We start from the raw sequence: 12,050 nt of genomic DNA, 5'->3' as shown, positions 1-12,050 counted from the left end.
GCTCCTCCCCGCTCCGTGTCCCCGCACGACGAACAAAGGAGTCTCCCCCCATGCAGCACTCTCGACCGGTGGGCAGGCGTCAGCTGCTCATGGCAGGTGGTGCCCTCGGGCTCACCGCCGCCGCTGCCCCGCTGCTCACGGCACCAGCGCAGGCCACATCCAACGGACCGGCCTGCACCCGCATCACGGATCTCGGCCCCGGCATCGAGCAGTTCGCGCTCATGAGCGCGCTCCAGGTCGGTGACATCGTCTGCATCGGCTCCCGCAACCTCGAACCGACCCGGGTGATCGCCTTCCACCTGCCGACCCGCAAGGTGGTGTCCCAGACCGTCCTCGGCACGGGACACTCGATCCAGGCGCTCGCCGCGGATCCCACCGGCCGGTACCTGTACGCGGGCATCCTGACCAAGGCCGACGAGGGCAAGCCGAACCTCTTCCGCTGGGACCTGTCCACCCCGGACGAGCCCGCCGTGCCCGTCGGCCGGACCGAGGACCGCGACATCCGCGATCTCGCCGTCGCCCCCGACGGCACCGTGTACGCGGTGGGCGGGATCCCGGGGAAGGCACCCGCGCTGTGGATGTACGACCCCGCCACCGGCAAGGTGACCAAGCTCGGCATCCCCGACCCGAAGGCCACCCTCGCCAGGACCGTCGCCGCCACGGACACCACCGTCTTCTTCGGCGCCGGCAGCACCCTGGCCGGTGGGGACGGGGCGAGCAAGGCCTCGCTGTACGCGTACGACCGGGCGTCGGCCACCTTCACCGACGTCACCCCGCCGGAGATGGAGAAGGACCCCAGCCTGCGTGAACTCCTCGTCGTCGGCGACCGCCTCGTCGTCAGCACAGCCGGCTCGACCGAGCCCGCCAAGCTGGCCGTGATGGACCTCGCCGACCTCTCCTCGTACACCGTGACGCCGACCACCGGCAAGGTCGTCAAGAACCTGACCGCGAACGGCGACACGATCTACTTCGCCACCGATGCCGGTCTGCACTCCTACTCGACGGCCGACAAGGCCATCACCCCCGTCGCGTTCGACGGCGACCTCGGCGAGATCTGGGGCCTGGACTACGCCGGCGGCACCCTGACCGCCGTCTCGGGTTACGCCTTCGTCGCCGAGATCGACCTGGTCGCCGGCAAGTCCGTCGTCACCGAACTCGGTCCGGCGGGCGCGCCCGTCAGCCCCCAGGCCACCATGGGGATCGCCGCCGACCACCGGTACGTCTACGTCGGCGGCAACAACGGCATCGCCCGCCACGATCTGCGCACCGGCAAGGTGGTCAACCTCCGGGCGCCGGGCGAGGCGAAGGACGCCCACGTGCTGAACGGGGTGCTCTACACCGGCCAGTACAGCTCGCAGGGCATGTGGACGTACGACCCCCTGAAGGACGGGCAGCCCCACCAGCTCGCGGCCTTCCCGAGCGAACAGAACCGCCCGCTCGACGTCTGCTACGACGCGGTCAACGAGCTTCTGCTGGTCGGCGCGCAGTCCGACACCGAGGGTGGCGGTTCCCTGTGGACCTACTCCACGAAGACCGGCAAGAAGGCCGCCTACATCAACCCGGTCGACGGGACCCAGCTGGTGCGTGCCGTCGCCACCCGGGACGGCGTCGCGTACCTCGGCGGCGACAACCCCACCGCCACGGGGCCGCGCGGCACCCTCGTCGCCTTCGACCCGGTCGCGGGACGGGAGCTGTGGCGTCTCGATCTTCCCGCCTCCCTGACCACGGGAACGGCCGCGCTGGCGGTGCACGGCCGACACCTGTACGGACTCACGAGAAAGGGCGGCTTCTTCGTCGTCGACCTCACGATCCGCCGGGTGGTCCACACCGCCGACCACCGCGCCGTCTGCCCCGGCTTCGCAGCCATGGTCACCAGCCGGGGCGTCGTCTACGGCGTCTCCGACACCACCCTCTTCCGCTTCGACCCCAGGACCTTCGCCGTCAGCACCGTGGTGGCCGAGATCAACGGCGCCTGGTACAGCGGTCCGCACGTCAACGCCGACCACCGCGGCCGTCTGTACACGATGCGCGGCCACAACCTCGTCCGCATCGAAGACAGGCCGGTGATCTGATCATGGAGAAGTCGACGAGGCGGTCCCTCATGGCCGCGGCGCTCGCGGGCACGCTCACCGCGGCGGGCCTGACCACCGCACAGGCGGGGCAGAACGGCGAGAACCGGTCCGTCTTGGGTTCGTGCGACGATGACAGCGGCCCTTCGGCCCTGCTGACCATCGACTACAAGAACGGCGAGCTGAATTCCGGTATCCCGGAACTGACCACGACGCACGCCACGGCCGACGACGCGTCGTACGTCGTCGCATCCGGGGCGGACCACGCCGTCGCCCACAAGGTCACCCTGGGCGATCCCGCGTACGTCTCCGACGGAGCCCCCCGCAGCGAGAGCGCCACGAACGACGTCCACGAGGGGAAGTTCGTCGTGGGCGACGAGCAGAGGTACGAGTTCAGCGTGCTGCTGAAGGACTGGAAGCCCTTCCGGTCCGGGGACTCGGAGAGCGGCGACATCATCTTCCAGGGGAAGCACGCCGGCGGGAACCAGCCCTCCTTCTACCTGATGACCAAGCGGAACAGCATCGCCTTCCGGTCGCCGATCCTCGACCTCCAGTCCACCGTGGTCGCCGACTTCCGCCCGTACATCAACGGGTGGATGCACTTCCGCGTGGACGTGCACTGGACGGACGACAGCACCGGCTACTACAAGGTGTCCACCCGGATGCCCGGTGAATCGCAGTTCACGCTGCGGCAGACGTACGAGAACGTGAAGACCTTCCACCCCGTGAATCCGGCGGACTTCGGCTATCTCAAGTGGGGTCTCTACCGCCCCGGCCAGACACTGGAGAAGGGAGACGTACCGACCCGCATCGTCCACCACGACGACATCCGCGTCCTGGACGTCTCCCAGAGATGACAGCCCGTGGGGCGAGGCTCCTCCACAGGCCGGAGCCTCGCCTCCGCAAACGCAGAGCCGCGGTACGACACGGCAGGAAGTACCCCCAGCGAGAGTGTTCCCGTGAGACATGTCATCGCCCTCGACGTGGGCGGCACCGGAATGAAGGCAGCGCTTGTCGGCATGGACGGGGTGCTGTTGCACGAGGCGCGGCGTGCCACCCGGCGCGAGCGCGGGCCCGATGCAGTCGTGGAGACGATTCTCGGCTTCGCGCAGGAGCTGCAGGCTTACGGACAGAGGCACTTCGGCACGGCGACGGAGGCCGCAGGCGTCGTCGTGCCCGGCATCGTGGACTCCGAACGCGGCATCGCCACGTATGCCGCCAACCTCGGCTGGCGAGACGTCCCCTTGCGGGACTTGCTGAGCGGCAGGCTCGGGGGAATCCCCGTCGCACTCGGGCACGACGTGCGCACCGGTGGTCTTGCCGAGGGCCGCGTCGGGGCGGGCCGGGGCACCGGCCGGTTCCTGTACGTGTCGCTCGGCACCGGCATCGCCGGAGCCATCGGCCTCGACCACGGCATCGAGGCCGGCGCCCACGGCTGCGCCGGCGAGATCGGCCACATCGTCGTACGCCCCGGCGGCCCCCTCTGCGGGTGCGGCGGGCGCGGCTGCCTGGAGGCTCTGGCCTCCGCTGCCGCGATCGGTCGCGCCTGGGCCCTGGCGAGCGGTGCCCCGACTGCTGACGCTGCCGGCTGCGCCCGGGCCGTCGAGGCCGGCGACGAGACCGCGTCCCGGGTGTGGCAGGCGGCGGTCGAGGCCCTCGCCGACGGCCTGCTCACCGCGCTGACGGTCCTGGATCCCCACACGCTGATCATCGGAGGCGGCCTTGCCGAGGCCGGCGACACCCTGTTCACCCCCCTCCGTGCGGCGGTGGCAGAACGTGCCACGTTTCAGAAGGTGCCCGCGATCGTGCCGGCGGCCCTCGGGGACGCCGCCGGCTGCCTGGGTGCGGGGCTGCTCGCCCGGGACCTGCTCGCCACGGCGGCCCCGTCCGACAGCCGCCGCGGGGTCACAGAACGTGGACGACGACCATTCCCGCCGGCGTGAGTGCCGCGGCAGGTCGGAAAGCCGCTGCACCTCCGGTTCGTCGGCGAGGAGAACCGAGTGTCCCGGCAGGAACTGTACGTCCCCGATCACCGCGAACCCTGCTGTCAGCCGTCGCAGTACGGTCGGGTTCTCGCCTTTCAGGGCAGCCCTGATTCGGTCCTTCCGCCATTCGTCGGTCATGAGCCGAATCCACGACGCCGGCGGGGACCGACCGGCCGCGCTTCCCTGAGCTCGGCAGGCCCGGAGAGAAGGGGCGCACCAGGACCGGGGCGCAGCACCGGGCGCGGGCGCACCAGGGGCCGACGGGCGGATGCGTGGGTCTGCGGCGCGCGTCGTTGTCAGTGGCGGGTGCAACGCTGATCAGATGAACGGCGATGAGCAGTTGCTGAACGGACGCGTCTACGGCGCGGACCACGACGACCCCGACCCCGGCCCTCTGGCGCACCGGACCTACGCCGAACTGGTCGGCGGTCCGCTGGACGGCCTGTTGCTGGACATCCACGGGTGGCGGACCGAGGAAGTCGACGACGGCGTCGCCCTGACCACTGAGCTGTCGCGGTGGCCCGGCGGGCGCGCGCTGTACGACCCGCGCCCCGACGAACCCCGCACACCCGGGCCGGGCGTCAGCTGCCGCTTCTACTACTCCGGCGACACACCCTGACGGCCGCCGCGGCCGTCCTCCCTCATCTGGGTGACCGTGTTCTCGATCCACAGCAGCATCCACTCGACACCGGCCCGCCACCCGGGCTCCGCACCGTAGTACCGGCCTTCGGCATCGGCACGGATGCTCGCGGGGCACGCAAGCCCTTCTGCAGTCCTGCCGCTTGGCCGTGTCCATGACCTGGATCACTTCGTCAGTGGTGTCACCGGGTCGGAGCACGCTCATCGTCCCACCTTGGACGACTGCCCCGGCGCTGTACCCGTCGCCGAAGCCGCCGCCCAGCCGGCGCCGTTTCCGCTCACGGCAGTACGCCGGCGGTGGGCGGCGCCGGCCGGAGTGGAGGCCGCGCCCAGTGACGAAGACGCCGGCAGGAAGCCGAACGCGTGTCCGAGAGGAGTTGGGGGGCGGGTCCCGCTTTCCGGCAGGTCCTGGCGGCGCACCTGAACGTGTCGACGAATCACGCCCAGATGGTGAACGTCGTGATGGTCAACGGCACGAGGATGCGCGGGAGCCATATCTCGCTCGGACCGATCACGATCCACAGGCCGGGCACGACCGCCGGGGTGCTGGGCCTGGCGGTCTCGCTCATCGTGGTGGCCGCCCTCCTCGTCTACGGCATGGCCCGGCTGGTCGGCAATGCTCCAGGAAGCGATGAGGGGAAGGGCAATCGGGTACGGGCGCTGAGCGCTGCTGAGGCGGAGCGGATGCTGCCGGGGCTCACCGACCTGCCGGGCAAGTGGCAGACACAGCAGCCGGCACACCTGACGGAGGACGTAGCCAAATGCCACAACGCCCTGGCGGAGTATCGCTCCCAGGAACAGGATGCCTCGGGGCCCAGAGATCTGACGATCCGGTCGCACGCGGGGGAGACCAGAGCGCAACCAGCACCTACGAGGTCAACGACGAGGAGATGGCGGACCCGCAACTGCATCGCCTTTCTCGGCATCGCCGTTTACCTGTGCTGCTACAAACGACGCGTCCGCCTCACCACGTAGGAGAAACCGTCTTGGACGAGGGCGCGCCAGTGCTGCTGGCGATGCCGCGGCCGTAGCGTACGGCGCCGGGGCTCGGCCAGCGGGGACCCCTAATTCCTTCTTGAGGACCGCAGTGGTGCAGAGTGGCTTCACGGTGGTGTTCGAGTGGCGAGGTCCGTTACTCCTGCTCCGGCCCTGGCCTGGTGGTGACGGCTCGTGAGTGCCGGATGGGTGCCCCAGGCAGCGGATGTCTGCACATAGGGCGGCAGCGCCCGGTCTCCTGTGGCTGTCACCACCGATCGCCTTGTTCACTCGTTGGAGTGGTGGTACGAGCCCGCTCCGCGGTGGCCTCTTGATACGCCCGAGCCGTCCATGTCTTTGGTCAAGCTGGTCGGGTGTGGGTTCGGGGCGTCTGGAACGATGTGTAGGTGCATGCTGATGATCAGGTTGGCGAGGGCGTCCCCGCGGAGCTCGCGGTGTTCCTGCGGGAAGCGGTCGACGGCCGCGTGGTGAAGATCGCTCCTTCCGCCTGTGAGGGGTGCGGCGGGCGTGTGTTCTTCGTGTTGGTCAACGCGTCCGGCGCGGAACGGGAGTGTTCTGGCTGCGGCAGCCGTGCGTTCATCGCGGACAGCGAGGAGTACTGGAACGAGGAGTCCTGGGAGGACGACGAGCCCGGTGCGGCCGGCTGCCCGTGCGGGAGCGAGGAGTTCGAGGCCGCGGTCGCGTTCTCGCTCGGCACCGACGGATCCGTCCGCTGGGTGACCGTGGGGCTGCGGTGTATCAAGGATGGGTTCTGCGGGGTCTATGCCGACTGGAAGATCGACTACGCACCGACGAATCACCTCCTGACCATGGTCTAGTGTGATGCGCCAGAAATTCTGATGGTTAGTTCTGCTCTGTTTTCTGACCGGTGGTTCCGACCTTGGTGAGTTAGTCGGCGAGGGAGTTGAGGATCTCGTCGGCCGTCTTGGTCCAGGTGAAGGGTCGCGGGTTCTCGTTCCAGGTGTCGATCCACGCAGTGATGTCGTCCTCCAGTGCCTTCACGGAGGTGTGGACGCCTCGGCGGATGAGCTTGTCGGTCAGCAGGCCGAACCACCGCTCCACCTGGTTCATCCAAGAGGAGCCGGTGGGAGTGAAATGGACGCGGAATCGGGGGTGTTTGCCGAGCCACGTCCTGATCTCGGCGGTGTTGTGGGTGGCGTAGTTGTCACAGACGAGGTGAACGTCGAGCCCGGCGGGCACCGCCTTGTCGATCTGGATCAGGAACTTCTTGAACTCGATCGCCCGGTGGCGGCGGTGCAGTGCCGATATGACGGTGCCGTCGGCGATGTTGAAGGCGGCAAACAGGCTGGTGATGCCGTGCCTCAGATAGTCGTGGATGCGGCGTTCGGGCATGCCCGGCATCATCGGCAGCACCGGCTGGGACCGGTCCAGCGCCTGGATCTGGCTCTTCTCGTCCACGCAGAGCACGACCGCCTTCTCGGGCGGGTGGTGCTACAGGCCGACAACGTCGACGACCTTGGCGACGAACTGCGGATCCGTGGACAGCTTGAAGGAGTCCTGCAGGTGGGGCTTGAGGTCGAACCGCTTTCAGATTCGCCCGATCGCCGACTTCGACAGGCCAGTGCGTTGGGCCATCGAGGCCCGTGACCAGTGCGTGTCCTGGCCCGGGACCGACTCCAGGGTTGCCACGACGACCTCCTCGACCTGGTCGAGGAGGATCGAAGGAGGCCGGCCCGAGCGCGGCTCGTCATGCAGACCGTCAAGGCGTTTTGCGATGAACCGGGCCCGCCAGCGGTCCACGGTCGACCTGTCGATGCCAAGGCCAGCCGCGGCCTGCTGGTTCGTCCCGCCCTCCGCGCAGCGCAGCACGATCTTGGCCCGCAACGCGAGGAACTGAGCGGTCTTGGCCTGCCGCGCCCACTGCTGCAGCTGCCTGCGCTCAGCATCGTCGAGGATCAGGTCGGCCTTCGGCCGGCCAATCCAGCCGGCGTCCTCAAGCCCGGCCATCCGCTCTGCGGCGAATGCCCGACGCCACTTGCCAACCGTCTCGGCCTGTACCCCGACGGGCCGTGCGACACCCGCATTTGGCATGCCGTCAGCACACGCCAGGATGATGCAGGCCTTCTCGGCCGAGCGTCGGTGCGGCATTTTCGTCCGGCGCACCAACTCGGCGCGCTCGGCCTCGGACAACGTGATCGCCACAGCAGAAGGCCCGGAATGCGACATGACAACAGGGTACTTACTAACCATCAGAATTTCTGGCGCATCACACTAGGTCTGCTGAGCGACAGCCCGAACGGGCTGCGGTTCGTGGAAGGTTCCGTCGCGGAGCATGGCGAAGAGGACGTCGGCCCGGCGTCTGGCGAGGCAGAGCAGGGCCTGGGTGTGGTGCTTGCTCTGGGCGATCTTCCTGGCCTCTGTCTGCCTGGGCGGGTGTGGCGCATGATTGCCGGCGGCTGTGGTGAGTGTGTGTGGGGCTTCCCATACATCCATTCCCTAATACTCCAGCTGTAGATCTTGATCACGACTGTTGGAGGGCCTGGCGTTGGTAGTGGCTGCTCCGTGCACGGGCCTGGTGTCGTCGGCGCCAGCATGACCAACTGAGCCAGTGCGCCAGGCCGCGTGGTTACGGTGCGGCGAAGGCGGTGAAGAGACGTTGGACCTCGCCGCAGGTCAGCGGGGCGACCCCTGGCGGCGTGGTCACGGTGGTCCGTTCGATGGCGGCCGTGACCACGAGGAATGCGTGCGCGAGCATGGCCAGCGTGGTCCAGCGATGCCAGGAGGTCCAGCGGCGGACCTGGTGCTCGTCCAGGCCGGTCAGGCTCTTCGCGGACTGGAAGGTCTCCTCCACCGTCCAGTGGTGCCCGGCCACCCTGACCAGGGCGCTCAAAGGAACGGGTCCAGCCGAGTAGCAACGGTAGAAGCCGAGTTCGCCGGTGCGCCGGTTGTGTCGAATGAGCAACGACCGGTGACCCGTGCTGCTCGCCGGGCTGTCGATCTCTACTCGGGCCCAGTCGTAGAAGCGGTGACCTTTGGCGCCGTCTCCGGCTGAGAGTCGCTGCCATGCAGTCTTCGGGAGGCAGTGGGCCAGCATGCCGGCCGTGAAGACGCCCGCGCGGGTCGGGATCGGTCGCTTGCGTGAGACGGCGAGGACGTGGCCGACCTGACGGCGCTCCAGTTCGGCGCTCGGGTGGGGGTCGCCGCCGTAGACCTCGTCGCCGGTGACCCATGAGGCCGTGACGCCGGCGTCCAGGGCCTGGGTGATCATCTCGGTGGCCAGAGCGGGCTTGGTGGCGAACCCCGTGTGGTCCGGGATGCCTGCGGCCCGGCACCGGTCGGGGTCCTGAGTCCAGGAGTGTGGGATGTAGAGGCGCCGGTCGATGGCAGCGTGCCCGACCGGGGTGGAGGAGACGAGGTAGACGGCGACCTGGGCGTTTTCGATTCGCACCGCGGTCCCGGTGTACTGACGTTGCACCCCGACGCTCGCGGTGCCCTTCTTCAGGTCACCGGTCTCGTCCACCACCAGGACGGCGTCCTGGTTGCCGAGGTCCTCGACCACGAAGTCCCGTATGTCGTCGCGGACTCAGCCGGCGTCCCAGGACGTGCGGCTGAGCAGGTGCTGCATACCGGCCGGACTGCTGTCACCGGCATGCTCCGCGATCGTCCAACAGTTCTTCCGTAGCAACTCTGCCAGCAGGCCCAGCACGAAGGCCCGTGCCCTGCGACGCGGCTCGACCCGGGCGAACCGCCTCGCTACCCTCGCCGTCAAGCCGTCGGACACCGGCTGCCACCGGGCAGGGTCTACGCTGTGGCCCACGACCATCGGCTGATCTTCGTCCGTCCACACAACCGACGATGATCAACGGTGGCCGTGCCCTTTCTACGCCACCCAGCAGTACAGGTTCTCGTCTCCCTCGCGGACGACGGCACGGGCCAGGTCGGCCAAGCCGCTCAGGACCCACACGGCGATCTCGGGGTCGAAGACCTCGCCGTCTGCCGCCCGCTCGGCCACCCACAGCCGGCTGACTTCAGCGAGCCGGTGCTCGACGGCAGTGCACAGGGCATCTCGAAGGGTGCCGGAGACGGCGAGGACGAGTGGACCCTCGCCGTCGTCCGGGTCGACAACGGTCTCGGGAACATCGTCGTCAAGGACTTCCTCAAAGCTCCGACCGGTGAAGATGCCCTCCCACTCGATCAGAGCCTCCTCGACATCGAAGTCGCCGAAGGTCAGGGACTCGAAGACCCCGTCGGGACCACCCTCCGCGACAGCAGCGGCAGCTTCGGCGTCCGGTGTCACGAAGAACTTGATGACGATGCGCACCGGGGCATAGTGCCTGTTCCACCGGGCCCGGTCTACCTGCCGGCGGCCAGCAGAAGCCGACCTGCCGACCCGAGATGCTGTCCGCCCACAGGCCAAGATCAAGATCTGCGGCTGGTACTAGGTTCACCATGAGATCGGGTACAGATTTCATGGCACCGTCCTCCTGCGGTGCCCTAGCGTCGTGCCATGACGATTCCAGCCGGACTGAGACGCACGGTCCTCCGGGCGCAGCGGGACACCGGCTTTCTTGCCGCTGGTGTGCTGCCGCACCTGGCGCTGGTGCCCGTGTGGGCCTGGGCGGCGGCGACTACCGCCAGGACGGGGAACTGGCTCCTTACGGTTTCCATGTCGGCCGCCCTGGTCCTGCTCGGCACCCCGGTGCTGACGGCCGTTCAGCGGGCTCGCTACCGGGTGCTCATCGGTGTGGACGTCCCCCGGTTCACCCCCACCGCGCCGGAACAACGGACGTGGGCCTCGACCGCCCGGTGGCTCGCGGCGACGCGGCCTTGGCGCAAGATCGGCTACCACCTCCTGCTGGGCCCGCTGCTCGCGCTGCTGGAGCTGCTGGTGCTCGCGGTGGCAGCGGCGTGCCTGGCGGGCGTCATCGCCTACGCCTGGTCATGGGCGCTGCCAACCGGAATCCGCCAGGACTGGTTCGGCTACCTGACCCAGCTGCCGGCTTACACAGCGGCTGGACTCCTCCTCCTGTGCGCCCTGCCCTGGACCGTGCGGGCAGTGGCCCGGACCGAGGCGCGACTGGCGTTGGGCCTGCTCGGGCCCAGCCGGGCGCAGCGGCTCCAGGAGCGGGTCGATCAGCTGGCCGTGAGCCGGACCGACTTGATCGAGGCCGTCGACGCGGAGCGCCGCCGGATCGAGCGCGACCTGCACGACGGCACCCAGCAGCGGTTGGTGTCTCTCGCGGTCAACCTGGGTCTGGCCATTGCCACCCGCCCGGACCTGCCGAGTGATGCCCGCGAGGTGATCGCGAGAGCGCACCTGGAGGCGAAGGAGGCGATCTCCGAACTCAATGACCTGGTGCGGGGGCTGCACCCGGCCGTGCTCGAAGACCGAGGTCTGGACGCGGCGTTGTCCGGGCTGGCTGCCCGCACGCCCCTGCCGGTGCGGCTGCGGGTCGATCTGGAGGCGCGGGTGGCGCCCAACGTGGAGTCGGTCGCGTACTTCGTGATCTCTGAGGCGCTGACCAATGTGACGAAGCACGCCAACGCGATGCGTGCAGAGGTGATAGTCCGTCAGGTCGGCGAGGTGCTGCGAGTACGCGTCACCGACGACGGGCTGGGCGGTGCCGACGCTGCCGCCGGCACGGGGCTGACCGGGCTGGCCAAGCGGGTCGGCTCCCTCGACGGGGCCTTCCACGTCAGCAGCCCCGTTGGCGGGCCCACCACCATCACCGCGGAGCTGCCGTGCGCGCGGTGATCGCCGAGGATTCGGTGTTGTTGCGGGTCGGCCTGATCAAGGTGCTGGAGATGGGCGGGTTCCAGGTCGCCGCAGAAGCCGGCGACGCGGAGGGGCTGTTGGCGGCAGTGGCGGAGCACCGGCTCGAACTTGCCTTGACCGACGTCCGGATGCCGCCCGGCTTCACCGACGAGGGAGTGCGGGCGGCGATGGAGATCCGTCGGCGCTGGCCGGGGACGCCGGTGGTGCTGCTTTCGCAGTACGTGGAGGAGCGGTACGCGGCTGACCTGCTGTCTGCGAACACCAGCGGTGTGGGCTACCTGCTCAAGCAGCGGGTTGCCGATGTCGCCGACTTCGTGGAGGCGGTCCGGCGAATGGCGGACGGGGGCACGGCCCTGGACCCGCAGGTCGTCGCCCAGTAACAACATCTTCGCCAAGCTTGACCTGCCAGTGGTCGACGCGGACCACCGCCGCGTCCTGGCCGTGCTGCGGTTCCTCGGAGCGTCCCGGGCCTGACCTTCCCATCCGGATCACGATCTACGGCTGGAGTACTAACTGCTCCCCGTTCCTGCGGGGTGGTTCCTCGTATGCGGTCCCGCATCCAGGGGGATGACCTTCGGTGTTTGCGTTTTCCGGCAGGTCGAACTCGACGCTGCCCGAGTCGCC

General features: G+C 68.9%; 8 protein-coding genes and 5 pseudogenes. 8 read left to right on the top strand and 5 right to left on the bottom strand.

Annotated elements, in window-relative coordinates; all coding sequences use genetic code 11:
* Positions 1 to 50: 50 nt before the first annotated feature.
* From ACFYX3_RS37570 to ACFYX3_RS37560, 3 genes are all read left to right on the top strand, one after another.
* Entirely contained in the window at positions 51 to 2,072 is a 2,022-nt protein-coding gene (locus ACFYX3_RS37570) for a PQQ-binding-like beta-propeller repeat protein (RefSeq protein ID WP_389023759.1), read from the top strand.
* A gap of 2 nt (positions 2,073 to 2,074) precedes the next feature.
* Positions 2,075 to 2,926 (top strand): heparin lyase I family protein, encoded by an 852-nt coding sequence (locus ACFYX3_RS37565; RefSeq protein ID WP_389023756.1) that lies wholly within the window; start codon positions 2,075 to 2,077, stop codon positions 2,924 to 2,926.
* A gap of 102 nt (positions 2,927 to 3,028) precedes the next feature.
* Positions 3,029 to 4,012, top strand: coding sequence for an ROK family protein (locus ACFYX3_RS37560; protein WP_389023753.1), 984 nt, complete (start codon positions 3,029 to 3,031; stop codon positions 4,010 to 4,012).
* Here the strand turns inward: ACFYX3_RS37560 and ACFYX3_RS37555 are convergent.
* Positions 4,007 to 4,192: pseudogene (locus ACFYX3_RS37555) on the bottom strand (diadenosine tetraphosphate hydrolase); the annotation flags it as partial. The gene ACFYX3_RS37560 and the pseudogene ACFYX3_RS37555 sit on opposite strands and share 6 nt — an antisense overlap.
* A 184-nt stretch (positions 4,193 to 4,376) precedes the next feature.
* On the opposite strand from ACFYX3_RS37555, the gene ACFYX3_RS37550 reads away from it, so the two are divergent.
* The 3 genes from ACFYX3_RS37550 to ACFYX3_RS37540 all read left to right on the top strand — a co-directional run bounded on the left by ACFYX3_RS37550 (position 4,377) and on the right by ACFYX3_RS37540 (position 6,507).
* Positions 4,377 to 4,673 (top strand): hypothetical protein, encoded by a 297-nt coding sequence (locus ACFYX3_RS37550; protein ID WP_376593310.1) that lies wholly within the window; start codon positions 4,377 to 4,379, stop codon positions 4,671 to 4,673.
* A 383-nt stretch (positions 4,674 to 5,056) separates the two neighbouring features.
* Positions 5,057 to 5,668, top strand: a complete 612-nt coding sequence (locus ACFYX3_RS37545) for a hypothetical protein (RefSeq protein WP_389023750.1) — start codon at positions 5,057 to 5,059, stop codon at positions 5,666 to 5,668.
* A 407-nt stretch (positions 5,669 to 6,075) separates the two neighbouring features.
* Entirely contained in the window at positions 6,076 to 6,507 is a 432-nt protein-coding gene (locus ACFYX3_RS37540) for a hypothetical protein (RefSeq protein ID WP_389023747.1), read from the top strand.
* 70 nt (positions 6,508 to 6,577) lie between these two features.
* Here the strand turns inward: ACFYX3_RS37540 and ACFYX3_RS37535 are convergent.
* The 4 genes and pseudogenes from ACFYX3_RS37535 to ACFYX3_RS37520 form a co-directional block, all read right to left on the bottom strand.
* Positions 6,578 to 7,852 (bottom strand): annotated as a pseudogene (locus tag ACFYX3_RS37535) (IS630 family transposase).
* A gap of 69 nt (positions 7,853 to 7,921) precedes the next feature.
* Positions 7,922 to 8,062: pseudogene (locus ACFYX3_RS37530) on the bottom strand (IS110 family transposase); the annotation flags it as partial.
* Positions 8,063 to 8,171: 109 nt separating this feature from the next.
* Positions 8,172 to 9,473: pseudogene (locus ACFYX3_RS37525) on the bottom strand (IS701 family transposase).
* Between the two features lie 57 nt (positions 9,474 to 9,530).
* Positions 9,531 to 9,971 (bottom strand): hypothetical protein, encoded by a 441-nt coding sequence (locus ACFYX3_RS37520; RefSeq protein ID WP_389023743.1) that lies wholly within the window; start codon positions 9,969 to 9,971, stop codon positions 9,531 to 9,533.
* 186 nt (positions 9,972 to 10,157) lie between these two features.
* On the opposite strand from ACFYX3_RS37520, the gene ACFYX3_RS37515 reads away from it, so the two are divergent.
* Entirely contained in the window at positions 10,158 to 11,405 is a 1,248-nt protein-coding gene (locus tag ACFYX3_RS37515) for a histidine kinase (RefSeq protein ID WP_389023741.1), read from the top strand.
* Positions 11,393 to 11,900: pseudogene (locus tag ACFYX3_RS37510) on the top strand (response regulator transcription factor). The gene ACFYX3_RS37515 and the pseudogene ACFYX3_RS37510 overlap by 13 nt, the downstream one beginning before the upstream one ends.
* Positions 11,901 to 12,050 lie beyond the last annotated feature (150 nt).

Source organism: Streptomyces sp. NPDC002463 (assembly GCF_042889835.1).
GTDB lineage: Bacteria > Actinomycetota > Actinomycetes > Streptomycetales > Streptomycetaceae > Streptomyces > Streptomyces nymphaeiformis.
The sequence above is the reverse complement of the archived record's forward strand: the minus strand, read 5'-3'. Positions and strand labels throughout refer to the sequence as shown.